General features: G+C 39.4%; 19 protein-coding genes. 2 read left to right on the forward strand and 17 right to left on the reverse strand.

Annotated elements, in window-relative coordinates; genetic code table 11:
- Positions 1 to 6: 6 nt before the first annotated feature.
- From BR73_RS0115715 to murA, 3 genes are all read right to left on the reverse strand, one after another.
- On the reverse strand, positions 7 to 702 hold the full coding sequence (locus BR73_RS0115715; RefSeq protein WP_156034737.1) for a class I SAM-dependent methyltransferase: 696 nt from the start codon (positions 700 to 702) through the stop codon (positions 7 to 9).
- Between the two features lie 509 nt (positions 703 to 1,211).
- Positions 1,212 to 2,951 carry an ATP-binding cassette domain-containing protein gene (locus BR73_RS0115725; RefSeq protein WP_033166310.1) on the reverse strand — a complete coding sequence of 580 codons (1,740 nt, stop codon included), beginning with the start codon at positions 2,949 to 2,951 and terminating at the stop codon, positions 1,212 to 1,214.
- A 378-nt stretch (positions 2,952 to 3,329) separates the two neighbouring features.
- On the reverse strand, positions 3,330 to 4,646 hold the full coding sequence (murA, locus tag BR73_RS0115730) for a UDP-N-acetylglucosamine 1-carboxyvinyltransferase (protein ID WP_033166311.1): 1,317 nt from the start codon (positions 4,644 to 4,646) through the stop codon (positions 3,330 to 3,332).
- Between the two features lie 491 nt (positions 4,647 to 5,137).
- Between murA and BR73_RS0115735 the strand changes: the two genes are divergently transcribed.
- Positions 5,138 to 5,947, forward strand: a complete 810-nt coding sequence (locus tag BR73_RS0115735) for a prolipoprotein diacylglyceryl transferase (RefSeq protein WP_051685236.1) — start codon at positions 5,138 to 5,140, stop codon at positions 5,945 to 5,947.
- Positions 5,948 to 6,129: 182 nt separating this feature from the next.
- On the opposite strand, the gene BR73_RS0115740 is transcribed toward BR73_RS0115735, so the two are convergent.
- The 7 genes from BR73_RS0115740 to hutH form a co-directional block, all read right to left on the reverse strand.
- A complete protein-coding gene (locus BR73_RS0115740; RefSeq protein WP_033166312.1) occupies positions 6,130 to 6,498 on the reverse strand; it encodes a hypothetical protein in 369 nt (122 codons plus the stop codon).
- Between the two features lie 213 nt (positions 6,499 to 6,711).
- Complete coding sequence (locus BR73_RS0115745; protein ID WP_051685237.1) at positions 6,712 to 8,532, reverse strand: multicopper oxidase; 1,821 nt, start codon at positions 8,530 to 8,532, stop codon at positions 6,712 to 6,714.
- A gap of 321 nt (positions 8,533 to 8,853) precedes the next feature.
- Complete coding sequence (locus BR73_RS0115750; protein ID WP_033166313.1) at positions 8,854 to 10,206, reverse strand: amidohydrolase; 1,353 nt, start codon at positions 10,204 to 10,206, stop codon at positions 8,854 to 8,856.
- Positions 10,190 to 11,500 (reverse strand): Zn-dependent hydrolase, encoded by a 1,311-nt coding sequence (locus tag BR73_RS0115755; RefSeq protein WP_033166314.1) that lies wholly within the window; start codon positions 11,498 to 11,500, stop codon positions 10,190 to 10,192. The genes BR73_RS0115750 and BR73_RS0115755 overlap by 17 nt, the downstream gene beginning before the upstream one ends.
- Before the next feature lie 8 nt (positions 11,501 to 11,508).
- The gene (gene hutI, locus BR73_RS0115760; RefSeq protein ID WP_033166315.1) at positions 11,509 to 12,747 is read right to left on the reverse strand and encodes an imidazolonepropionase; all 1,239 of its coding nucleotides are present in this window, start codon (positions 12,745 to 12,747) and stop codon (positions 11,509 to 11,511) included.
- A gap of 18 nt (positions 12,748 to 12,765) precedes the next feature.
- The gene (locus BR73_RS0115765; RefSeq protein ID WP_033166316.1) at positions 12,766 to 14,793 is read right to left on the reverse strand and encodes a urocanate hydratase; all 2,028 of its coding nucleotides are present in this window, start codon (positions 14,791 to 14,793) and stop codon (positions 12,766 to 12,768) included.
- A gap of 152 nt (positions 14,794 to 14,945) precedes the next feature.
- Complete coding sequence (gene hutH / locus BR73_RS0115770) at positions 14,946 to 16,475, reverse strand: histidine ammonia-lyase (RefSeq protein WP_033166317.1); 1,530 nt, start codon at positions 16,473 to 16,475, stop codon at positions 14,946 to 14,948.
- A gap of 554 nt (positions 16,476 to 17,029) precedes the next feature.
- Between hutH and BR73_RS0115775 the strand changes: the two genes are divergently transcribed.
- On the forward strand, positions 17,030 to 17,602 hold the full coding sequence (locus BR73_RS0115775; RefSeq protein ID WP_033166318.1) for a TetR/AcrR family transcriptional regulator: 573 nt from the start codon (positions 17,030 to 17,032) through the stop codon (positions 17,600 to 17,602).
- Between the two features lie 14 nt (positions 17,603 to 17,616).
- On the opposite strand, the gene BR73_RS0115780 is transcribed toward BR73_RS0115775, so the two are convergent.
- From BR73_RS0115780 to BR73_RS0115810, 7 genes are all read right to left on the reverse strand, one after another.
- On the reverse strand, positions 17,617 to 18,762 hold the full coding sequence (locus BR73_RS0115780) for a GTP-binding protein (protein WP_033166319.1): 1,146 nt from the start codon (positions 18,760 to 18,762) through the stop codon (positions 17,617 to 17,619).
- Between the two features lie 13 nt (positions 18,763 to 18,775).
- On the reverse strand, positions 18,776 to 18,961 hold the full coding sequence (gene rpmB, locus BR73_RS0115785; RefSeq protein ID WP_033167514.1) for a 50S ribosomal protein L28: 186 nt from the start codon (positions 18,959 to 18,961) through the stop codon (positions 18,776 to 18,778).
- A gap of 270 nt (positions 18,962 to 19,231) precedes the next feature.
- Positions 19,232 to 20,458, reverse strand: a complete 1,227-nt coding sequence (locus tag BR73_RS0115790; RefSeq protein ID WP_033166320.1) for a mechanosensitive ion channel domain-containing protein — start codon at positions 20,456 to 20,458, stop codon at positions 19,232 to 19,234.
- A 112-nt stretch (positions 20,459 to 20,570) separates the two neighbouring features.
- Positions 20,571 to 21,704 (reverse strand): UDP-N-acetylglucosamine 2-epimerase (non-hydrolyzing), encoded by a 1,134-nt coding sequence (gene wecB / locus BR73_RS0115795; RefSeq protein ID WP_033166321.1) that lies wholly within the window; start codon positions 21,702 to 21,704, stop codon positions 20,571 to 20,573.
- Between the two features lie 20 nt (positions 21,705 to 21,724).
- Positions 21,725 to 22,609 (reverse strand): glycosyltransferase, encoded by an 885-nt coding sequence (locus tag BR73_RS0115800; RefSeq protein WP_033166322.1) that lies wholly within the window; start codon positions 22,607 to 22,609, stop codon positions 21,725 to 21,727.
- Between the two features lie 39 nt (positions 22,610 to 22,648).
- Entirely contained in the window at positions 22,649 to 24,169 is a 1,521-nt protein-coding gene (locus BR73_RS0115805) for an oligosaccharide flippase family protein (protein WP_197032673.1), read from the reverse strand.
- 57 nt (positions 24,170 to 24,226) lie between these two features.
- Complete coding sequence (locus tag BR73_RS0115810; RefSeq protein ID WP_033166323.1) at positions 24,227 to 25,240, reverse strand: hypothetical protein; 1,014 nt, start codon at positions 25,238 to 25,240, stop codon at positions 24,227 to 24,229.
- Between the last annotated feature and the right edge of the window lie 2 nt (positions 25,241 to 25,242).

A 25,242-nucleotide genomic window follows, 5' to 3' on the forward strand; every position in this document is an offset into this window, starting at 1 on the left:
CTAACTTTATCTTTGCTTAATCGCCCTGGTTGCCATATATTGAGGGGTGTATTCACGAATGGCTGATCCACCTGGTCTGTCCCTGTCCTCATACAGGTCTGTCAAAGTAAAACCAGCCTTTAACTGGCCTCCAATCTGCTCCTCCATACTATGGCTGAATTGAATACCTTCATAATGATCAGCCATCCTGTCATATTTATGCTGTTCCATTTTTAAGGGATTAAACGGAAGTTTGTTAACAACGGTTAAAGGAGCCTCCTCCTCAAACAAAAAGCATATATCATTTGCAAATCCGGCTAATAGAATTCCACCCTTTTTCAGAATCCGGTAGCATTCATTCCAAACAGGCTGAATATGCTCAATATAGCAGTTAGATACGGGATGAAAAATTATATCAAAGGAACCATCTTCAAAGGGGAGTGGGTTCGTCATATCCCCTTTTATAATTCTGATATTGTAGCCCTCTCTTTCGGCCACCATTCTTTCCGCTGCTAACTGCCGGTCAGAGTAATCAAAGATAGTACATTCTGCTCCCAGTGCTGAAAACAGAGGCATCTGCTGCCCTCCACCGCTTGCTAATCCAAGCAGTTTCTTATTCTTCAGGCTTCCGAACCATTCATGGGGGACTGTTATGCAGGGTGTCAGATATACACCCCATTCTCCTGTTTTCGCCTTTTGATATTCCTCCTGTGTAATCGGTATGGACTATTCACAGTTATTTTCTGACCATTTATCCCAGGTCTTTGAATTAATTTCTGTATATTTTTGTTTCATCATAATATCCTCACTTTCATAAACCGATTGTATTAATAATGTATCAGATCCCCTTAAGCTTAGGATACCATATAGGCATTGTTATGTATGTGCCATATAATTTTTAATAAAAGTTGCACACAAATCGGACTGTTAAAGAAAGTTAACATATTAATCCATTTAAAGAGACTGCTGCACTTTATACAATGTTGCGTTAAAAAGCCTCTTGGCTTTCCTCCACACACCGGCAAAAGACATCTTACCAATTTTATTTGCTATAATCGTACAAAAATTGTTCGCTTTTAGCACACAAAACGGCAATATGTCTTTCAGGCGGTGCATTATTGGAAAGCCAAGAGGCTTCTTACCACTTAACATTTATTTTGCAGTGTCCCTTGCTACTCTTTTTAATGCATCTATCAAAACAGGGGCAGAATCTGTATCTCCTGAGAAGATTTTTATAACTGTTTAACCAGTTCCTCCAACTCTTCTGCCAATACCTTTGCCTGCTCAAAATCTGTGTTCTTCAGAGCTGCTTCTATCTTTGTCTCAACAGCTTTCTTCTTCTCTTCTATCGCAAGATAGTCTTTATCAAAATGATTTGCATAAATCATCTTTCTGAATTTACGCATGCTCATCTTCCTTATGGTCTTATCCTCAATTATTAATATATAATCCACACAATTTGCTATGGTGTAGTAATCATGAGATATCATCAGCACGGCACCTTTATAATCTTTTATTGCTTTTTCCAATGCAATCTGAGAATAAGTGTCCAGGTGGCTGGTGGGCTCATCAAGTAGCAGGAGGTTAGATCTGCCGACAGATATCTTAGCTAACTGGAGCATATTCTTTTCACCGCCGGATAAAAGACCAATCTTTTGTGTAAGGACCTCTTCACCAAAGCCATAGTTTAGAATATGCTGCTTTATCTCCTCCTGGGTTTGAAAGCCTAGTTCAAAGAATTCTTCCAGTACTGTATTATTCTCCTGAAGCATCTCACCTTGCAGCTGAGATAAAAATGCCATTTTAGCAGTGTCAGAAACCTTTATGGCATCATTATTATTTCTGTATATGTCACGAAGTAATGTTGTCTTACCTGTTCCGTTCGAACCAATAAGCGCCACTTTATCCGATGATTTTATCTCAAAGCTTACATTCTCTAAAAGAATCTCTTGAAAGGCCGCACTGTAATTCTCAACCTTTAAGGCAATGGTATCTTCCACTACATCATTTGCTACAAGATCTATTACCGGTTCTTTGATTTCAACAAAAGGAGCTTTGATTCTGCGGGCTTCCAGTCTTTCCAATACTTTAACTCTGGCATGTAAGGCTTTTCCTCTGGCAGCTTCTGTATGAACAGTTGCAATGGCTCTTAGTTTGTCGATAATCATCTCATTTCTTTCAATCTCTTCTGTATCCGCTGCTGCCAGTTCCTGCAATTCTATTTTAGTCTGAAGCAGTGAGAAATTATATTCAACATAACTGCCGTCAAATTCCTGTAACTCTTTATTTTCAAGATGAATGATTTTATTAAAACAATGATTCAACAGATATCTGTTATGGGTAATAATAAGCATTATTCCTTTATGCGAGTTTATAAGGTTCTTAAGGGAATTCAGATTATCAAAGTCCAGGAAAGCATCCGGCTCATCCATAATCATTAATTCAGGGCTGGTAAGCATTTCTTTTATTACCTGAATCAGCTTAAACTCTCCGCCGCTTAATTTTGAAACTATCAGGTTTTCATGTTTACTTAAATTAGCCAGGTTTAGTTTCTTATTAATGATATTTTCATAATCATCACCTCCAATGGCTTCAAAGGTATCCAGCTTTTCCTGATACTGTAAAAGCAAAGCATCCAGGTTTTCAGAGGTTTCCATTTCGGTACATATGGCGGTTATTTCATTTTGGAGTTTAATGAAATTCTCTGCAATATATTCAAAGACAGTGATTTCGTTTGCTTTGTCAAGCTGTGAGAACTGGCTTACATAACCAATGCGGCAATCGGGAGCAATTTCTAATTTTCCATCGAACATATATTTATCCGGATCCATCAGAATGTTTAATAAAGTACTTTTTCCGCTGCCGCTGGTGCCTATAAAAGCACAATGCTGGCCTTCCTCTAATGTAAATGAAATATTCTTATATAATTCCTTATCCGGAAAAGAGAAGGAAAAGTTATCTGCTTTAATCATAATTGCTCCTGTCTGTGTGTTAGTATTTTAGGTAAAGCACTTTCGTACTCGTTAAAAAAGAGCTTATAGGAATAAGCTCTCATATATTATTTACTAAATTGCAGTTATATTATTGAATTTATAATTATGTTATGTTATTTAATATATCCTTAGTAGCATAACATTTTTTAAGATGAATTTCAACTATTTCACAGAAAGCTTATTTACTATTTCGCAGCAAAATTATTTTCTGTTTCATAGAAAGCTTATTTATACTGTTTCATAGAAAGCTTATTTACTATTCATATAAATTATGTACTATCAATCATAGGAATCTTTTCTCCTATAATTATGTATTATGCAATTAATAAGACCTCTCCTTAAGCTGCTATTATATACTTAACCGCTATAAGCATTCTGGCTGACAATTAACTCAGGGACACCTTTGTTCATAAGGGAAATGTCTGCTCCAAGAGCAAGAAGCTTTAAGAAGAAATTATCGTAACCTCTTAAGATATGCTCCAAGCCATAAATCTTGGATTCACCTTCAGCCAGCAGAGCTGCCATAACTAGTGCTGCACACATTCTAATATCAGTACCCTTCATGGTTGCTCCTGCCAGTTTCTGAATACCATTTATAATTACCTGTGAGTGCATACTTTCATAATCCATCCCCATTTTACTGATTTCATACAAGTGGTTAAATCTTACCGGAAAAACAGCATCCTTAACAGAGGATTTACCGTTACAGCTCAAGGAATAAACCGTAGCAAAGGGCTGCAAATCTGTGGGGAAGCCGGGAAATGGCAACGCTTCAACATTAATTGCCTGAAGCTCACAATTAGTAGCATCAATAAAGATATTATTTTCTCTTGCATTAATTACTGCACCGGAATCAGACAAAATCGTAATTACAGATATTACATGTTCAGGGATTACGTTCTTTAATAAAGCCTTACCTTTTGTAGCCGCAATCATAAACAGAAAGGTTCCGACTTCCAGGCGGTCGGGAATGACTTCATGTACTGTCCTTTGCAAGATGGCTGCATTTGGCTTAATCCGTATCACAGGTGTACCGGCTCCGGTTATTTTAACACCCATTGAACTTAACAGAATTGCCATATCTACAATCTCCGGTTCCATGGCAGCATTATAAATGACAGTTTCGCTTTCCGCGGCACTGGCAACCAGCATGGCATTTTCCGTTGCACCTACACTCGGAAATCTTAAGAAGATCTCCTGGCCCTTGTAAGGAAATACAGTTGCTTCACATTTGACGTAACCATCTATTATATCAGTACGAATTCCAAATTTATTAAATACATATAAATGGATGTCGATTGGTCGGTTACCAATCTTATCTCCTCCGGATAAGGGTACCACTGCTTTACCGAATCTGGCTAATAATACACCAAGAAAAAGGTTGGAGGCTCGTATTTTTGTAACATAGCGTTTACTCAATTCCGAATAAGTCATATTCCCGCTTATCTTCACTGTGTTATTATAACTGATCATTTCCAGTCCGATTTCTGCTAATATTCCTCTCATAGCTTCTACATCTGAAATTTCAGAGATATGTGTAAGTACCCCTTCACCTTCCCCTAAACACATTGCCGGAATTAATGCCAATATTGAGTTCTTTGAACCGCTGATTTCTATTTCTCCACGAAGCGCTTTCCCACCCTTTACCTGCAGATAAGTCTTGTTGTCTTTCATTATGTATGCCTCTCTTATCAATTATTAATCATTTCCGATATTTTCACGGTATTCATAGGACCCCCAAAATCTAAAGTCCATACCTCTGTATGTTGAGCTCTAACAGCTTATTTATTTAATCTCTCGTTATTATGTAATTATCATTTTGTTACCACATTCATGAGAGCCATATGTATGGAATGTTCTCTTACAGCTTTAATACCCTGTCATGTGGTAATTAGTATATGTATTATCCTGGTTGCACCCTTATATTGAAGCCGCTGTAATAAGATGAACTCCAATGTTATAATATTACTATTTTTTATGGTATAAATCAATGTAAATTTGTTAAGAACAAATAAAGGGCTATAGATTTTATAAAGCATTCCTATATCTGTATTTTTATGTATACAAAATAATTACCATGTTTTATAATGAAAATATATACATATATCACAATTAAAACATTATATGCAGAAATTATAATGGAATGAAGAAAGGATTCATAACTCATGAGAAATGAACTATTCACGATAGGTCCTTTTACCGTATACGGTTACGGACTTATGATTGCCATCGGTGCTTTCGCAGCTTATCTGGTTTCAGAATTTCGTGCGAAAAGACTTGGCTTAAAGCACGAATTGATTTTTGCACTTTTCTGGTGGTGTCTGGGAGGAGGCATTCTTGGTGCGAAGCTTCTCTACATACTTACACAGCTGAAAGAAATCGCAGCTGACCCTTCAATTCTACTGAATGTATCTGAAGGTTTTGTTGTATATGGCGGTATTATAGGCGGTATCCTGGGCGGTTTTATCTTCTGTCGTATTAAAAAATTAGAATTCTTAAAATATTTTGATCTCGTAATGCCTTCCATTGCTTTAGCCCAGGCCTTCGGCCGTGTAGGCTGTACTTTTGCAGGCTGCTGTTATGGAAATGACACTGAAAGCTTCTTTCATATTATTTTTCATGAATCCAAATTCGCGCCAAATGATGTAGCACTTATTCCGACGCAGCCACTTTCCAGCGGACTTAATTTCTTGCACTTTGCAGTATTGGTCTTCCTATCCAAACGGGTGAAGGCAGATGGACAGATTGCAGGCTTCTATCTGATATTCTACAGTGCCGGCAGGTTCATTCTTGAATTCTTCCGCGGTGATCTGGTACGAGGACATATCGGAGTATTATCTACCTCCCAGTTTATTGCCATATTTTTGTTCCTGTTTGGAATTGCACTTGTTATCTTCTGTGGTAAGAATCCAAAATTACAAAAGGTTCCTTTATCAGATAATGAGGTTAAGGATTCTTCTGATGACAGTGAATAAAAAAGATGCTATGTTTGTAAGTACTGAATAAAATGAAAATCGTATTGGTGGCAGCATATGCATCCAATACGATAGCAATTATATAATTGATTATTCTTTTCTTCTCCAGGTGTAAAAAGGCAGGAATACATGGCATTTTCATACCTGGGGGAAATGTGTATATTGGTAAAATCTTATAGTGTCTATGCTAATTCCGTCTCTTCCTCTGTATAATTATCTTTTATGATCAAATCCTTGGCACTTACACAATCACAATCAACGGAAGTATTTCCAACAACTGCTTTTGCACCGAAAACAACCGGTACTTCAACGAGTATTTTCTGGCTTAAAGTAAATGAACAGGTACCATTAGGACGGCCACAGCATTCCTTTTTACCTGGAGAAACATAGGGTTCGCCATAACAAGTGGTTGTAGGAATTCCAGCTTTTGCATAAGGAACTACAGTAATCGGAACACAAACTGTTGCTAATTGAAATGCACTGGTCGGGCAAGTTTTCTCACAAGGAATTAATTCTTCTTCCGGGGCAGCAGGTTGAACGATGTTATCCATTATAAAATCCTCCTTAATTTATATTACATTATATAATATGAAAAATGTCGAATACTGTTACGCATTTCTTACAAATTATGCTGTATATGTCATATTATGTAATTTTTATTTATAAAAGATTTAATTCTTTTCTATTCACTTTATATCAATTCAACCTGTTTTTATGAATATACTAAAATATATAAAGCTGTTGCCACAAGCAACAGCTGAAGTTTATTTCATTTTATCTATTTGAATATCACAACCAATACAAGGCACCACCTTATAGGGTCTCATCATATCATTATCTTCATGATCTATTATATGACAATGCCAAACATAGCCGGGTCCGTAACCTGGGTCAAAAGGAAACAGATTTACACAAGGTCTTGCATCTTTTTCTTTGGCTTCCTGAGGCGCATATCTAATCAGTAGTCTTGTTACCTGATTTGGCATAACCAATACAGTATCCTTCCATCCTGTCTCGTTAAGAGGCGGCTCGATGGGCTCTCCTTGAAGATAAGGCTCCGGGGACAGTGAAACCGTTGGATTTTCCAATGGCGGAGTTCCGTTAAGCTTTGTCCATTCTTCTGCATATTTCACAGAATCATAATTCTGTCTGTTTTTTATAAGGAACTGGATCAGGTGTATATGAATGGGATGCGCTCCATTGGTCATATTCACAATCTCCCATTCCACGGTGGAGCCGATAATAGCCTCTTCTGAAACAGGAGCATGCCACATCTGGCCGTTTAAGAGAAGCGCTGATAGTCCCGTTGAGTCAACTGCTACATTTAAGGTTACCGTTGTATTAAGCACATTAGGAATTAACTTTGGTATTATATTTAATTTATCCGGTAATTTCTTGGGTTCAGTAGGACATTTATCTGATATGGTAAACTTCATAATCTGTCCTACGGTTTCAGGATCTGCCGGAGCACCGTTAGGAAAGGGTGTATTAGCAATGTTTTCAAGAATGATAGATTCTCCGGCAGCAAGCCTGGAGAAATCAACTATTATATCCGCACGCTCTGCAGGTGCTAAGAGGAGTTCTGTTAATTCTACCGGCTGAGGCAGCAATCCGCCATCTGAACTTATCTGGGTAAAGGACTGATTATTGGATAGTTTAAATTTATAGATTCTGCTGTTTGAGCCATTTAATAACCTAAAACGGTATTGTCTTGGTTCAACCTTGAAATTTGGCCATACTCTTCCATTTACCATAATGGTATTACCCACAAAAGCCGGACGCCAATACGGGTGTAACTGCGTATTTATTCCGTTACTGGGATATAAAAGGGAACCATCATCATAAAAGGATCTATCCTGTATCACAAGCGGAACATCGTATTCTCCTGACGGAAGATACTCAGATAAACTATTCTTCGGATCATTTATAAGGTAAAAACCAGCCAGACCTGCATACACATTAAGTCTAGTCAACCCTAAGGTATGATCGTGGTACCATAATGTGGCAGCTTCCTGCTCATTGGGATAGGAATAACGTGATTTCGTAAAGGTACTTCCAGTTTTCTCTTCTCCTGCCGTAAACCAGGAATCCGGAAAACCATCGGAGTCCGATCTTACTTCTGCACCATGAACGTGCACAACAAGAGGTGTCGGACTCTGAGCCAGTGGATAACCCTCCGGATAGGGAAGAAAGGGTGGTTCCGGCATTGGCATATTATTAGGATTAGCCCAATGGAGGGTTGGATCTACTGCAAAGAGATTTGGTTCTGTAATAGCATTCACCCATTGTACATTAACCGGTATTCCTTTTACTGCCTTTATGGTAGCCCCAGGTGAACTATGCTGATAATGGGTTTTACCGCTTTTGGGATCTGTAACTTTTCCTTCAAACCCCCAAACTGTGGTTTTGGGGAATTTCTTTGGCAATATCTGTTGCGTAAATTGGCTCATTGTAATGGTATAATTGTGACTAATCTCTTTTCCTGTTTTTGGGTCCTTTACAACAACAGGTTTATAGGCAGGCGGTATAAATAATGGATTAACATACTTTGGTATTAATAAAGGGTCTAGCTCTACTTTTGCCATAAATACCTCCTAATGTCAATATTGATAGAAGTTTTGCCTGATATTTTCTACGATATCTGAAACGTGTTCGAAAATCACCCTACCGTTCTGACGGCCTGCTTTGGAATATACTTTACAGATATTTTGGAAATGCAACCCAAAATCAAGCCTTGTCTACCCCAAAAAGCGGACTCCCAGCCCATTATAAGCATTTAATCAAACCCTCAGAATGTATCTAAAGTAGTCAGGATATAATTCCAGGCATTATATTTATATGTCGATATATGGCATTTTGTGTCGGTATTATGCAACGTAACAATAGATTTACAGATATGCTGTTATCTAATAAGAAGATCTTACCGCCGTATAGATTCTACTGCTTAAAGCTGAGACCTGCTTTACGATATCACCCTCTTCCATAGTGGATAATTTCCCTTTATGAACAGTTTGGTGTCCATTTACGATAACCTCCTTTATAGCTGTAGGCTGCATGGAATAAACAATATTGGGCAGGAGCTGTTCGTAGTCCGAGAAATAAGGCTGCAGCGAAATATCTGTTAGGTCCACTCCTAAGAGGTCGGCTTTATAGCCTTCATTGATTTCTCCGATGGGAAGGTCTAAAAGGGTACCTCCGTTAATGGTTCCCATATTATAAGCTTGTTCACTGTCAATCAAAAGAGCATTTAATTTCGTGACCTTTTGTAAAAGGGAAGCCATGCGCATTTCCTCAAACACACTGATACGGTTATTGCTGCAGGCACCATCGCTGCCCAACCCAATATTAATTCCTGCTTCTGTCATCCACGCAATGTCTGTAACACCATCAGCCAAAAACATGTTACTGGAGGGACAATACGCAAGACTGGCTCTATTTGCAGCCATCAGTTCTTTCTCTCTGTCATTCAACCATACAGCATGCACCATAACCATCTTATCATCCAGCACGCCGAGCTTCTCAAAATATTCAACCGGACGCAGCTGGTACTTATCCAACACTTCCTTTACTTCAAAGGGTTCCTCCGCTACATGGATATGAAATTTAGTTCCAAGCTCCTGTGCCAAAGCATGTCCGGCCTGTATCATCTCCGGTGTGGCAGCATGAAGACTATGAGGAGCCGGTAGTATAGTTGTCATTGCATCTGCAGTATTATTATACTGTTTTGCCAGATATCTGGTATTCATAACGGCTTCCGGGACAGTCTCTATGTAACCTTTGGGAGCACCCGTCCAATCATACATGGTTCTGGCAAGCACCAGACGGATTCCGATATCCTTTGCAGCCTGTATAATTGCCATATCACCCTCAAGTCCGTTATTATGCAGGTAGAAGAAATCAGAAACACAGGTAACACCGTATTTCATCATTTCCCCAAATGCCAGCAGCGCTCCTACATAGATATCCTCAGGGCTTAGTAAAGGAGAAATCCGGTATAAGGCCTTATCACGCCATTCTAAGAAGGGCTTTCCAACCGCCAGCCCTCTTAACAGACTTTGAAAGCTGTGATTATGTACATTTACCGTTCCTGGTAACATAACCATGTTCTCCCATATCAACTCCTGTTCCGGTGTATGCTTAAGCCTGATATCCAATACATCACCGATTTGTACAATTGTCCCGTCTTCTATTAAGACAGAAATATTCTCCTGAAAAGTGCCCTTGTAATATACTAATTTGGGTCTAATTAAGGTTTTCATGTTTTAGCTCCTTATCCAGTCTAAGAACTGCATTTAGCAGTGCATTTCCTGCAATTTCAATATCCTTGCTATTTGTTTTTTCTTCTCTGCAATGACTCTTCCCCTCAATGCTCTGTACAAAAATCATGCCGGTTTTCGTAATACCTGACATATGTACTGCATCATGACCTGCCATACTGACAAGCACTGGAACATGATCAATAAATTCCAGACCACTGCTTTCTTCTGCTACCGTTGACAGAGGCGCCTGTTCTTTAGATATTTCTTCCCCTATGATTTTCATTATCCCTTCATCCATTGGCGCAGGTGCCTGATCCAGGATAATCTCACGGCGAAAGCTAATTCCACGGTTATTCTCAATTACAAAAAATTCCTTATCTATACTTTGAAGCATCTGCTGTTTGACCAGCTCCGCGGGAAAGCGAAATTCCATTATAAACTTTGTGTTACCGGATATAATATTGGCAGAATTCGGGTTAACCTCCAACCAGCCGACTGTAGCGACCACATCCCTGCGGTTTAATGCTTTCGCTGTCTCTTCAACTGCTAAAGCGGCTTGAGCTGCTGCCAGAAATGCATCATGTCTGTGGTTCATAAGTGTGGTTCCCCCATGATTAGCTTCACCTTTCACTGTAATTAATTCTCTGTATATTCCTGTGATTTTAGATACCGTTCCGGCAGAAAGCTGGTTGTCATAGAGGTTTCGCCCCTGTTCGATATGGCATTCAAGAAAGGCTGCCATATCATCCTTTCCTAACTGCGCTTTAAGCAATCCCTGAACATTTCCGCCGGCACGTTTTAATGCAGCCGTAAGGCTTTCACCGGTTATAAGATGTCTGGAAGCCTGCAGCTGTTCTAAAGTAAGTTTACCTGTTACTCCTCTGCTTCCCATAGTTGAAATATTAAAAGGATTGGGTTCCTCTGCAGTAAAGGATACTACCTGAAGTGGATGTTTAAGCGGCACCCGGTTCTCTTTTAAGGTCTGCATTATTTCAAGCCCCATCAGCACTCCTAAAGCACCGTCGTACATTCCGCCGTCTGGTACTGCATCATGATGTGAGCCAAGAGTGATTGGTTTATTATCGCAGTTGGTTGTTTTCCAGTTAATCCATATATTAGCCATTGCATCAATCTTAATGGTCGCTCCCATATCCAGAGCCTTTTCAAGCAGCCAGCTTCTTGCCTCTTCCTCAGCCTCACTACCCAGTGAACGGTCAATGCCGCCGTCTTCATTTCGTCCGAACTGCGACAATTCCTTCAGATTCTTCTCCAGTCGTTCCAGGTTTATTTTCATTTGCTGGTCTATTGCCTCCTTATGATTTTGCCATCTTTCATAACCATCTCTACCAGATTAATACCGGTATGATAGGGAAGAAAATGTATGGACGGATATTCTAACATAATAATGTCTGCTTTTTTACCTGTTTCAAGACTGCCTGTAGTTTCCTGGAGGCCAAGCGCAGCGGCTCCGTTTATGGTTAAGGCTGAAATAGTTTCTTCAATGGTCATGTTCATATAGATACAAGCCAGAGAAATCAATAAGGGTATGGAATAGGTAAAACAGCTGCCCGGATTAAAGTCTGAAGCCAAAGCAACCGCACATCCAGCATTTATCATTTCTCTTGCTCTGGCATATTCCTCCTTCAGGCAAAAGGCAGTAGCCGGCAGTAAGGTTGTAATTACTCCCTGTTCTGAAAGCCTCTGTATCCCTTCCTCTGAGGCTTTCAGCAGGTGATCTGCTGAGATACAGTTCATTCTGGCTGCCAGTGCTGCTCCGCCAAGGTCAGACATTTCGTCTGCATGAATCTTAAGCTCAAAGCCCATAGCCTTTGCTGATTTCAGATAATACTCAGACTGTTCGGCTGAAAAGACATTCTTCTCACAGAAAATATCCGCGAACCTGGCAAGCTCTGACTTTTTTACGACCGGCATTACTTCCTGCAGCATATAATCAAGAAATTTCATTTCCATTCCTTTATATTCCTTTGGTACGCTGTGTGGTCCAAGGAAGGTTGCTACAATGTCCATGGGATGAATACGGTTTAGTTCTTTCATTACCTCAAGCTGTTGTAATTCTGTAGCTTTATTAAGGCCATAACCGCTTTTTCCTTCCACAGTCGTAATACCCATCTCCATCATCTTATCAAGTCTTTTCATTCCAGCCTGAAGTAATTCCTCTCGTCCGGCTTCTCTGGTAGAAGTTACAGAAGCAGCAATTCCTCCGCCTTTTTTCATGATCTCCATGTAGCTTTCACCACCAAGTCTCCAGGAGAATTCCTCTGCACGATACCCTCCAAAGATAAAATGAGTGTGTGAGTCTACAAAACCAGGTAACACAGCTTTCCCGCAGGCATCAATAACGTCATAACCCGTTGTATCTCTTCTATCCAGCTCTTCCGTCGTTCCAACCGCTGTGATTCTTCCGTTTTCTATGATTACTGCGCCATCCTTGATTATTCCGATATTGTTCATATCCTTGCCAGCCTTAACCCCTCCGGCGCAGGTTACAAGTTCAGCGGCATTTCGAATGATATAATTCATGCTTACCTCTCCCACTTCTTAATTTAAGCTCCTGCTGTCTTCAAGCAGTTTATCAATAAGCTTATCATCTGCAAGGTAAGGAAGTGTAATATGATCCTTTCCCTCCATGACTTCATTGTATTCGGCTGCGGTTTCCATGGAATTCTCACATCTGCCCCAGCTTCTTCTGGATACTCCTATCATGGTATCCCAGGGAATAGCTGCCCGGATGATCTCATCCACTCTCTCACTGCCGTCTAAAATCAATCCAAAACCTCCGTTTATGGATTTGCCGATACCGACACCACCTCCGTTATGAAGGGCAACAAGACTCATTCCTCTGGCTGCATTCCCGGCATAACATTGTATTGCCATATCAGCGGTTATATTGCTTCCGTCATAAACACTGGAGGTCTCTCTGAAAGGAGAGTCTGTTCCGCCGGTATCATGATGATCCCTTCCAAGCATAACCGGTCCAATTATGTTATCTTTAACCATTTGATTGAATTTAAGAGCAATATCACGTCTGCCAAAAGCATCCTGATACAGAATTCTGCACTGGGTTCCGACTACCAGATTATTCTTTCCGGCATCACGAATCCAGATGTAATTATCCCTGTCCTGTCCCCGTCGATTAGGATCTATCATTTCCATAGCTGCTGCATCGGTCTTTATTAAATCCTCTGGCTTACCGCTTAAGCAGCACCAGCGGAAAGGACCATAGCCGTAATCAAATAGCATGGGACCCATGATATCCTCAACATACGAAGGGAATATAAACCCTTCGCTGGTATCCTTTCCGTTCTTGGCGATTTCTGTTATACCGGCATCAAATACGGCTTTCATAAAGGCATTTCCGTAATCAAAGAAATAAGTTCCTCTATCTGTTAAGGTCTTTATAAGGTGGAAATGCTTTTTCAGGGACTGATCGACCAAAGCCTTAAAATGTTCTTTGTCCGTACTCAATAGCTCCGTCCGCTGTTCAAAGGTCAGTCCCTGAGGGCAGTAACCGCCGTCATATGGCACATGACAGGATGTCTGGTCGGAAAGTAATTCAATCTGGATATGCTTCTCTACTGCATATTCCAGTAAATCGATAACATTACCGTGATAAGCAATAGAGATGCTCTGTTTGTGAGCAAGATAATCCTGTGCCAGCGAGAAGGCTTCTTCCGTATTTCCGGTCACTCTGGATATCCAGCCCTGTTCAAGGCGTGTATTTATCCTGGTTGCATCCACTTCCGCGATAATGCCTACACCACCGGCTATTTCAATGGCCTTGGGCTGTGCTCCGCTCATCCCTCCAAGGCCGGAGGTGACAAACAGATGGCCTTTTAGGTCTTCTTCACCGGAAATTCCAAGGACCTTTCGCCCTGCATTTAACAGTGTATTATAGGTACCGTGGACAATCCCCTGCGGGCCTATGTACATCCAGCCTCCAGCTGTCATCTGTCCGTAATTGCTTACTCCCATAGCGGCAGCTTTTGTCCAGTCTGCAGGATTATCGTACATTCCGACCATCAGTCCGTTGGTTATAATTACTCTTGGGCTTGTTTTATGAGAATGAAATACTCCCATTGGATGACCGGACATTACAACCAGAGTCTGTTCCTCTGTCAGCTCCTCCAGATATTTTTTAATCAACTGGTACTGCATCCAATTCTGACAAACCTGCCCCGTCTCACCATAGGTAACCAATTCATACGGATAAAGTGCCACCTCATGATCCAGGTTATTATCTATCATCACCTGAAAGGCCTTCCCTTCCAGGCATCGCCCCTTATATTCTTCCATAGGCTTTCCGTAGATCCGTTCTTTAGGCATAAAACGGTAACCGTAGATTCTTCCTCTGGTTCTCAGTTCTTCTAAGAATTCAGGAGCCAGGACCTCATGCAGTGAATCCGGTATATAGCGCAGCGCATTTTTTAAGGCTAGCTTGATTTCCCTTTCATTAAGTGTCAGCTCTCTTCTCGGCGCACGTCTTACACCCTCTTTAAAAACCGGATATTCAGGTAATACAGCCTCCAGTTTAATTTTCATGGCATCCGTTATTTTTTTATTTTCCATAGTCCTCCATTCTACAGCAAAGCAGTTCAGCTTCTGTTATATGAAATTTAAGTGTGAGCTTATATATAAGTGACCCCTTGACCTCTTTAAAGTATATTTATTTATGTCATACCTTATTGTTCAAATATTCCTATGTCAATGCAAGAAAAGAGTTAAACCGCAAGAACTCCGACTTTTTCCTCTACAGCGGATACCAGAGAACCGTCTATAATCAGATTCTCACAATTATTAATGTCTTCATAAAGCGGTCTGTCCTCATCCAGTTTTTCTACTTTTTCACGGATCAGGGCATAAGCCGCACCCGTTCCTATGCCCAGACCTCTGTCTCCGCGAAGGTCAATTGCCTGGCAGGCACACATTAATTCAATTGCAAGCACTCTTCGTACATTCTCCATAATACTCATTGCTTTTCTGGCTGCAATAGTTCCCATGCTCACATGATCCTCCTGATTTGCTGAGGAAGGTATGCTGTCAACACTTGCCGGATGAGCTAGTACTTTATTTTCTGACACCAGTGCGGCTGCAGTATACTGTACAATCATAAAGCCAGAATTTACGCCGCCTTTTTCTATGAGAAAGGAAGGCAGACCACTTAGTGAGGAATTAACCATTCTCTCAATTCGCCGTTCTGAGATATTTGCAAGCTCAGCAATTGCAATTCCCAGAAAATCAAAGCTTATAGCCATTGGCTGACCATGGAAGTTACCGCCGGAGATGCCTTCTTCCGTATCCGTAAATATTATGGGATTATCCGTCACAGAATTCATCTCTATTTCTATTTTTTCTTTGACATAATGAAGTGCGTCTTTACTGGCTCCATGAACCTGAGGAATACAGCGGAGGGAGTAGGCATCCTGTACTCTGATTTCTCCCTGCTCCGTTACATTTTTACTGTTCTTTAACAGAGTACAAAGTAAAGCTGCCGTATCAATTTGCCCCTTATGAGGTCTAACCTCATGAAGTCTGGGATCCAAGGCATTGATTATACCATTCTGTGCTTCATAGCTCAGAGCTGCAGCAACATCAGATATCTTAAGCAGATTCATGGCATCAAACACGGTAAGTGCTCCAATTGCGGTCATTACCTGTGTACCGTTAATAAGTGCAAGGCCTTCTTTTTCTGTCAGCTCAATGATAGGTATATTAGCAAGCTCCATTGCCTGAGCACCATGATATATTTGCCCTTTGTATTCTGCTTTGCCCATTCCGATCATGGGCAGTACCATATGCGCCAGAGGAACCAGATCACCGCTTGCACCAAGAGAACCTTTTTCCGGAATAAGGGGCGTTACACCTGCATTCAGCATTTGAATAAGTGTATTAATGGTTTCCAGTCTTGCACCTGAATATCCTTTTACCAGATTATTAACACGCAGCAGCATTATTCCTCTTACAACATCACGGTTCAGATTATTACCGGCACCCACTGCATGTGAAATAATCAGATTACGTTGTAACTTTTTGGATTCGCTTTTTGAAATTACCTGGTTACAGAACATTCCAAATCCTGTAGTGACACCATATACCACCTGCCCCTCTTCCACCAGTTTATCAACGACGCACCGGGATTCTACAACTTTCTTCTCCTGTTCCGGAGCAAGTATTACCGGTGCATTATGCCTGCATACCTTCTCTACCTCCTCAAGGGTTAAACTACTTCCGTTAATCAGTACAGCTTCCATATGAACCTCCAAATAATTTATAATAAGCGTTGAAATTTAAATAATTTATATTACTAATGCTTTATCACAATAAAGTTAAAAGAGGCACCTCATTATGAGGTGCCTCTTAATTAATTCTATGTAATTGTCTCTCTTTCAATTTATCAAACATATACTCTCCATTTTCAATTGACAGATTGGTAAAACACAGTATTTACTATAAATATATATTAATTTCTTGAAATTTCTTAAAACCTTCTGCAGAAACCAGTGTCTGTATGCAAAAAGGCAATGGAATTCTACCATTGCCTCGATGCAACAATTACATCATAAAACATATACCTTATTATGTCAATTATAAATTTTATTATTATGTGGCTGCAGTTGGTTTTAATCTCTCATAAAGCTTTAGCAGAACTAAATAACTACCGGAATAAGGGACGTTTATAACGTTAATTCTTATTGTTATATTCTTGTCAATATAGAATTTCCTAAATATTTATGGTATGATATAGGAAACATAAATTGCATTAATGATACTAGTATTATTAATGTATATATACTGGGGAGGGAATATGTCTGATAAAATAACCAGGGATATTATCATAGAAACAGCGAATCAACTCTTTCTTAAGAATGGTTATAAAAATGTAACCGTACTTGATATCTGTAATGCCTGTGATATCTCCAAAACTGCCTTTTATTATCATCTGAAGTCCAAAGAGGATGCCATCCTCAATTTTCATGATGCAGTCACTAAGAACATCACAAAACATCTAATTTCTATTCTGTCCAAAGATAATTACTGGGATCAGCTGCTGATCTGCTTTGAAAGTCTAATCAAAGAAGCCAGTAAGTTCGGTACAGACTTCATGAGTCAGATGCTCACATGTAATCTGAAAGTAGATTATGGAAGTTACGATTTTCGAGAGGAATTGACCAATGTTGTAGTTATGATAATTAAAAAAGGGCAGGAAGCCGGTCAGTTCAGAAATAGAAATGATGCCCTCACTTTATTCCGGGCAGCCTCTTATATGTTTCTGGGACAAGAGGTAACCTGGTGTATCAAAAAGGGTGAATTTATGTGGTTAGATGAAATTCGCCATGGCCTGGAATGTATCTTTGATGTTTCACCGGAGCTAAGATAACGAAAGTTGCGGAGTTATACTACGAGGGGAGTATAACTGACTGTACAACCATCCAGCTGATCTCTGATATTTTCTATATTCATCTCTTTTCCTATAAATACAATCTGATTCATCCTATCTCCGAGTATATCATCCCATTCCGTCAGGACTTCGGGATATTCTTTAAATACTTCCTTCTGCTCCTCCGGAGGAAAAGCTGCTATCCAGTTTGACACTTCTGTTATCGATGAATTTCTTCCCGCCTGTTCAAAAAGCTGTACATGTATGTCATCATCCGAGAACCAGATATATCCCTTTGCCCGAATAATATCTGTGGGATAGTAAAGTTCCAAAAATTCTATGAAGGCATTATAATCAAAAGGATTTCTTTGTTCATACACAAATGAATTAATCCCATATTCCTTCTGCTCACCTTCATCAGCTTTTGATTCCCTCAAAAGTGCCTTTTGAATAGCGGAGGAATTGTTTACTTTCTCATAATCAAAACGCTTCTCATGAAAAATCAGGTCGGCATCTACTTTTCCCCGAACGGTTTCAATGATATCCGCTTCCGGCTGCAACCTTCTTATGACTGTTTTTACCTGGTCGAGCTCTTCTGAATTCAGTAAATCACATTTGTTTAATATAATAAGATTACAGAACTCAATCTGATCCATTACCAGATTTATTATATCCGGATCTTCTTCTGTATCAGCTTCCATACCTTCCTTTGCTTCCTGCAAATCTTCCATTTTCACCAGAAATTCTGTATAGATTCTGTCTGCATCAACTACCGTAACAAGGGAATTTAAGTATACAGAAGAATTTTCATTTATATCTCCATACTGAAGGAAGCTTTCAGCCAGTGAGACTGGATTGCTGATTCCTGAAGCTTCAACCAGTATTGCTTCTATCTCTTTGGTATTGGATAACTGTTCGATCTGCTCCATGAATTCTTCCCGCAAAGTACAACAGATACAGCCGTCATGTAATTCTATCATTTTTTCTTCCCTATGTACTGCGCTGCTTTTCTTTAATATATCTGCATCCAGATTAATGCTGCCCATATCATTTACTATCACAGCAAGCTTTTTATTTGCATGTGACTTTAGCAGCTCGTTCATAACTGTTGTTTTACCGGAGCCAAGATAACCGGTTATTATGGTTACTGGTTTTTGCATTTTTGCCTCCTGTTTATGCTCGTGTTACTAATCCTGATTTTAGTGCAGTTGTAGATATCCAAACTTTCTTTTGGGTACCGTTTACAATGATTTTTATCTTCTTCAGATTTGGTTTCTGCATGCGTTTTGTTTTTCTGTCAGAGTGACTTACCTTATTGCCAAACATTACGGATTTACCGGTATATTTACATTTTGCCATATTTATAACCATGCCTTTCTCATAAACTGCTGCCTTGAAATGCAGTTATTTTGTGTATAGTATTTAGAGATTATATATTTTTATTTCAAGCTTGTCAATATAAATGCAAATAATATGCATTTGCAAATTACTATTGTATAATTGGTATCATTAATATTTTATTGTAAAAAGTGATGGATAAGCATACTTAAATCCGCATAATAAAAAAGATAGCTACCTCTACCAAATCATGGTTAGCTATCTTTTTCGCCACTATTAATACAGCTGATTTTAAATTTTCCTAAAATCATAGCCTGTTGGATTCTGAAATATTCTTAAATCGAATTCCGGTATAACAGCCATTATATGATCAAATATATCTGCCTGTGCGGTCTCATAATTTGCCCAGGCTGTATCATTAATAAATACATAGATCTCAATAGGCAGTCCATTGTCTGTCGGCTCCAGCTGCCGGGCCATACAGGTCATACCCTTATGAACCTTGGGATGGTGTTTCAGATAACTGTCAATATATGCCCGGAAGGTACCGATATTGGTCAGATGTCTGCCATTAACCATATTTACTGGATCTATTCCGTTAAGCTTGTTATACTCTTCTATTTCCTTGTGTTTCTTCTCCAGATATTCGCTGATATATTGAATATGGCTATATTTCCCAATCATCTCCTCGTCACAGAACCTTATGCTTGTCATATCTATGGATATGGAGCGCTTAATTCTTCTTCCGCCTGCTTCCTGCATACCCTTCCAGTTTTTAAAGGATTCTGTTACCATTGCATAAGTAGGTATGGTTGTAATGGTTTTATCCCAATTTCTGATTTTGACTGTATGGAGAGAAAGTTCTGTTACTTCTCCGTCTGCACCGTATTTAGGCATTTCTATCCAATCGCCTATCTGGAGCATATTATTGGAGGTTAACTGAATACCTGCTACAAAACCTAAAATGGAATTCTGGAATACCAGTAAAAGCACTGCGGATGCAGCACCGATACTGCCTAATAAGATCCAGGGAGAACGGTTTAGCAGCACTCCAATTACTATTATAATGCCTATAACATAAGCTATAATTTTTACTACCTGCAGATATCCTTTAATTGGCCTGACCTTTGATACTTCAAAAGTCTGATACAACTCATCTGCTGTATCAAGGAATTTATCAAGGGTTAACAGGATAACAAAAACAATATAACAAAATACCATTCGCTGTATCATTATCTGATAAGCCGGAAAGGCGGGCGCAAAGGCATGCACGGTAATAGCAGGGACAATACGTATAAGCCGTTCCAATACCTTATTATTGATTAAGATATCGCTCCATTTTGATTTGCTTCTTGCAGCCAGACCTGCCTGCACCTTTAATAATATTTTCTTTGCTGTAATATACAGCAAAGTGCTGATCACTACAATAAGTACTATCATTATTCCCGTTGTCAGGTATGAGGATAATCTGGAATTAATCCCATACGATTCTAAAAGTTCATTAATATATTCTGCCATTTGTAATCCACTCGTTCCTATTTGATTCATTTTCTTATCTTATTCTTGCTTTTTATTATAGATTATATGAGTGGGTATTACAAGTTACAACAGAAATAAAACCCGTCCTGTCTTATGAATCCTTTCTCCAGACCATACGGTTAATGATACCGGTATAACTCTGTATAATCTTAATTACCTTCGTGCTCACATTTTCATCCGTATAATCAGGTACCGGACTAATCTTTTCCTCTCTGTCTGTCATGGTGACTGCAAGATCTACAGCCTGTAATACCTCCTCAGAAGATATGGAACCCAGTATAAATGCTCCTTTTTCTAAGGCTTCCGGTCTTTCTGTAGAGGTTCTGATACAAACAGCAGGAAATGACTTAAAATAGGCAGCTTCCTCCGGTAAGGTCCCGCTGTCGGATACCGTACAGAAGGAATGATATTGCAGATAATTATAGTCTGAAAAGGAAAAAGGTTTTAAGGATCTTACCTTTGGATGAAAATGAAACTGCCGCTTCTCTATAAAACCTGCAGATCTTGGATGTGTGGAATAGATTACAGGTATGTTATAGGTCTCAGCAAGTGCATTAACGGATTTCATAAGTTCAAAGAAATTTTTCTCATTATCTATGTTCTCTTCTCTGTGGGCTGACAGAACGATATACTGCTGTTCAGATAACCCCAGCTTCTCACATATCTTTGAATTCTCAATATTTACACGGTTTGCTGACAGCACTTCTGCCATAGGGGAGCCGGTTACAAAACACCTGTCCTTAGGTATGCCTTCACCATGGAGATATCTTCTTGACTGTTCGCTGTAGCAAAGATTCACATCCGCAATATGGTCTACGATCCGGCGGTTGATTTCTTCCGGCAGATTCTCATCATAGCATCGGTTGCCCGCTTCCATATGAAAAACGGGAATCTTTAATCTTTTTGCAGCAATTGCTGAAAGAGCCGAGTTCGTATCCCCCAGAATTAAAAGGGCCTCCGGTTTTTCTGTCAGCATCAGCTCATAGCTTTTGGAGATTATATTTCCTATGGTGCCTCCAAGGTTATCTCCCACTGCATCCAGATATACATCCGGTGACCTTAAGGATAGATCTTCAAAGAATATCTGATTCAAAGCATAGTCCCAGTTCTGTCCCGTATGAACCAGGATATGATCGAAATAGCTGTCACTTTTCTTTATGATTTGTGAAAGTCTAATAATTTCAGGTCTGGTTCCTAAAATTGTCATTAATTTCAACCGTTTCATAATCGGATATCCTCCATTAGCTATATTCTTCTTATTCTTGTGTAAGGTAATAAGAGCAAGGGAAGCGATTTTAAAAGACTCTTCTTTGCATATTCTCTCCGCATCAGGAGTCTTTCCTTGTTATTCTGACTATAAGACGATTGCCCTCCCTTATGAATTACCGGTGAGGTATCTGCAATAATTCCTTTAAGACCCGCCTTTTTCAGATAAACGGCCAAATTCAGTTCTTCACTGTAAAGAAAGGTTTTGGGATATAGTTTATCATAATGACTGAAGAATTCCTTCGTCAGAAGAAAAGCACATCCCTGTATACAATAGGTATTCTGTTTCGTTTCAGTTCCCGCCAAAGGCTCAGAAGGATCTGCAGAGGCAGTCAAGCCTGAAAATAAAACCGGCAGAAAGGGCAATTCATATAATCTTTCTTTCATCCTGTCAATGACACTACGGTAATGAATATAAAGAAAACTGAAAAGCATTAAGGCATATGGATTGCTGGTATTAACTGAGATTGGCTGAGGGTGGTATTCCCTGTCATAAACTGCCGGTGAAATGACACCAACTCCTCTTACTGCCGTAGCTAATAATTCCTCAAAAAGAGTCTCCTCAAATACGATATCGCTATTACACACAAAACAGTTCTCTGCTCCCAGATAAGTTCTTGCATAACGGATACCTGCGTTGTTTCCACGGGCAAACCCTTTGTTTTCTTTTAACCTTTTAAAGGTAATATGTGCTGTCCCTGCAAATTCTCTCTTAAGCTTCTTAAGGGAATTATCCCCTGAACCGTTATCCACTACTACAATTTCATACCCTGATCCTTTTTGCTTAAGTGCACTGTTGATACAGTCTATGGTTTCTTTATAATTTTTATAATGAAGAATAATAACTGCCAGTCTGGTTTTCATAAATACAATCCTTTCAATAGCCGAAGCATTTATTTATCTTTACTTGCCAATACCCCTCTTACAAACAGATAAGAATAGTCCCTTTTCAAAAGTATTAAGTCCGCAAATCCAGAAAACACCCAGATAGATAACTACCATGGCTGCACCTTTTGCCAGAAACAGCATTATTTTACCACCAGGTAGAAATGCTATAAAAACAGCTGCTGCCAGGGAAATTCCCAACGGAAGACATAATCGTCCAAAACATTCCCGGAAGAAAACAGGGATATTGATATTAAGCTTTTTATGATATACCACATTCATTGCTGCTGTGCGAAAGAGGTAGGCAATACATACAGAGACTGCTGCACCGATTTCCTGATATTCTCTGGTTAACAGCATGGAAAAGAGGATATTAATACCTGCCATTATGGTATAGACGATGGACTGCATCTTAACCATTCCTGAGGCTGTAACTGTTAATACTGCAATGTGCTGAGGCAGTTCAATTACACTGGGCAATACCAGAAGGAGAATACAGATATATGCATTACGAAATCCGCTTCCCAGCCAGAAGCCTATGAAATCCCTGCCAACAGCCAGAAAGCCGGTAAAGATCATTCCAATGAGAATAAGCTGAATTCTTCCTACCTTTACCATAAGATTCAACAGATTATCCTCTCGGTTTTTCTCATTCAGGATCCTCGATACCTTTGGCAGAAACAAGCCGTTAATTGCAGTAGCAAAGGTGTAAACCATTCCTTCAATGGTGGCAGAAGCACCAAAGACTGAGATGCTGACAGCACCGCTGTATATACCAAGAATACTGGGGATAATGTTGTAGATAAATCTTTGTGCTATGGAAATAACTGTCGTCCATATGGAAAACTGAAAAATCTCGCGGGTTATTTTCTTTGCTTTATAACGAAAGTTCACTTTGATAAAGGTGTATTTCTTTACAAACACAAGCTTTAATAAAATACTTATTCCACCGGTAACCGCGTTGACAATCACTAAAACATTAAGTCCATACCCCATCTGCAGCGCACCAAAGATTAACCCCATATTAAGAATTTTGGCAAGGAGTTCGCTGATTTTTAAAGGTATGAATTTCTCATAGGAGGTTAAGATACCGTTTAGGGTTCCAAAAGGAAAAGACAACAAACTGTAACAGGAGGATATAATAAAGATTACCTTCAGCTTCTCAATCTCTGCGGGAGATAGTTCCTTATAGATACTGCCTATATTAAAATATGCAACGGCAAGCACCAGAAGGATGATAAAATCCAGAAAGATAAACAGTTTATAAATAATACCCAGAAGATTATTAATAGCCTCCTGATCATTTTTGGAATTGTATAATGAGAGAAAACGGGTAACAGCAGCTCCAAGACCAAAGTCCATAACCAGTATACTGATTATGGATACTGATAAGGTGTAAAGGCCATAATTATCCTGTCCCAGATTCCGTATTATCCAAGGTGTATAGATTAATCCTGCCAGAAGATTAACTCCAATGGTGAGATAACCTAGAATTGCACCAGCCTTTATCTGTCTGGCACTTTCCGTTTCATTTATCACAATCATGCCACTCACCGCTTTCTGATACTTAATATGCTTCAAGAAATAATTGATTGTTTATTTTAGTTTAGATTTTCTTTTAAATTTACTGAGTATACTCTGCTTTAATCCTTTGTAATCCTTGTATTTTAAACGAAGGATTATACTTAAGAACTTACGGTACAATCGAATGAGAGGGTGACCTCTGCCCATAATTCTGTCGATGCGGTTTAAAAATTCATAATCTTCTAATACATAAGGAGGATGTTTTAAAGGAAATTCAAGTTCATAGGTTTCCATGTAAAATATTCTTCGGATTCCACCCGGTATCATTCGAATGTCTGCAACAGAATGGGTAGCATCTGCTGATATTCCGATATTGGAAATCATGTTTTTAGAAGGCACAATATTAAGTCTGTGATTTAAATGCATGCTGGAACCTAATATTGACTCATAATGAGGTATCCCTGAATTGCGGTGCAGCTTCAAATTCTTAACCAGACTGCTTCCATCAGTGAAAGTATCCATATAACTCTTTAATTGCAATAGATTATAAGGGTCTTTTAAGATGGAGTACTCCCCGTCCCAGGTGTCAACTACCCTTTTCCAGGAAGCCCAGCCACAGATGGAGCCGGAGGTTGTAAACAGATAATCATAAGGGGTATATTCACAGACGCCGGTATTATTCATACCGCAGATCATGTTTATTCTTTCATCGTCCTTATATTTTATCAGCAATTCCTTGCAGAAAGGGAAGAAACTTAAGGACGGAACATCGTCATCCTCTAATACGATTCCATACTCTTCGGTTTGAAACATCCACTTCTGAGCTATATATTCGGAAGGATCACAGCCCATATTCTCACTTTGAAAATACGTATGTATTTCACAGTTCCAATCAATATCAAAGGCTATTGCCCTGCATTTAATAATGCCGGAGAGATCATCTGCCCTTCCTTTTCTCGGACCGTCCTGATACAGGTACAGCTTTGATGGTCTTGCTTCTTTCACAACTTCAAAGACCTTTTCAAAGTTAGCAGGCCGTGCAAAGAATATCATTAATACAGCAATATCAATTTTTGATTCTTTCAATT

It is taken from the genome of Clostridium sp. KNHs205 (assembly GCF_000702945.1).
In the GTDB taxonomy this organism is placed as follows: Bacteria; Bacillota; Clostridia; order Lachnospirales; family Lachnospiraceae; genus Anaerocolumna.

Bases quoted from the DNA above. Each gene is read 5' to 3' on its own strand.
- BR73_RS0115725 (WP_033166310.1), bottom strand. From the start codon at position 2,951: ATGATTAAAGCAGATAACTTTTCCTTCTCTTTTCCGGATAAGGAATTA.
- murA (WP_033166311.1), bottom strand. From the start codon at position 4,646: ATGAAAGACAACAAGACTTATCTGCAGGTAAAGGGTGGGAAAGCGCTT.
- BR73_RS0115735 (WP_051685236.1), top strand. From the start codon at position 5,138: ATGAGAAATGAACTATTCACGATAGGTCCTTTTACCGTATACGGTTAC.
- BR73_RS0115740 (WP_033166312.1), bottom strand. From the start codon at position 6,498: ATGGATAACATCGTTCAACCTGCTGCCCCGGAAGAAGAATTAATTCCT.
- BR73_RS0115745 (WP_051685237.1), bottom strand. From the start codon at position 8,532: ATGGCAAAAGTAGAGCTAGACCCTTTATTAATACCAAAGTATGTTAAT.
- BR73_RS0115750 (WP_033166313.1), bottom strand. From the start codon at position 10,206: ATGAAAACCTTAATTAGACCCAAATTAGTATATTACAAGGGCACTTTT.
- BR73_RS0115755 (WP_033166314.1), bottom strand. From the start codon at position 11,500: ATGAAAATAAACCTGGAACGACTGGAGAAGAATCTGAAGGAATTGTCG.
- hutI (WP_033166315.1), bottom strand. From the start codon at position 12,747: ATGAATTATATCATTCGAAATGCCGCTGAACTTGTAACCTGCGCCGGA.
- BR73_RS0115765 (WP_033166316.1), bottom strand. From the start codon at position 14,793: ATGGAAAATAAAAAAATAACGGATGCCATGAAAATTAAACTGGAGGCT.
- hutH (WP_033166317.1), bottom strand. From the start codon at position 16,475: ATGGAAGCTGTACTGATTAACGGAAGTAGTTTAACCCTTGAGGAGGTA.
- BR73_RS0115775 (WP_033166318.1), top strand. From the start codon at position 17,030: ATGTCTGATAAAATAACCAGGGATATTATCATAGAAACAGCGAATCAA.
- BR73_RS0115780 (WP_033166319.1), bottom strand. From the start codon at position 18,762: ATGCAAAAACCAGTAACCATAATAACCGGTTATCTTGGCTCCGGTAAA.
- rpmB (WP_033167514.1), bottom strand. From the start codon at position 18,961: ATGGCAAAATGTAAATATACCGGTAAATCCGTAATGTTTGGCAATAAG.
- BR73_RS0115790 (WP_033166320.1), bottom strand. From the start codon at position 20,458: ATGGCAGAATATATTAATGAACTTTTAGAATCGTATGGGATTAATTCC.
- wecB (WP_033166321.1), bottom strand. From the start codon at position 21,704: ATGAAACGGTTGAAATTAATGACAATTTTAGGAACCAGACCTGAAATT.
- BR73_RS0115800 (WP_033166322.1), bottom strand. From the start codon at position 22,609: ATGAAAACCAGACTGGCAGTTATTATTCTTCATTATAAAAATTATAAA.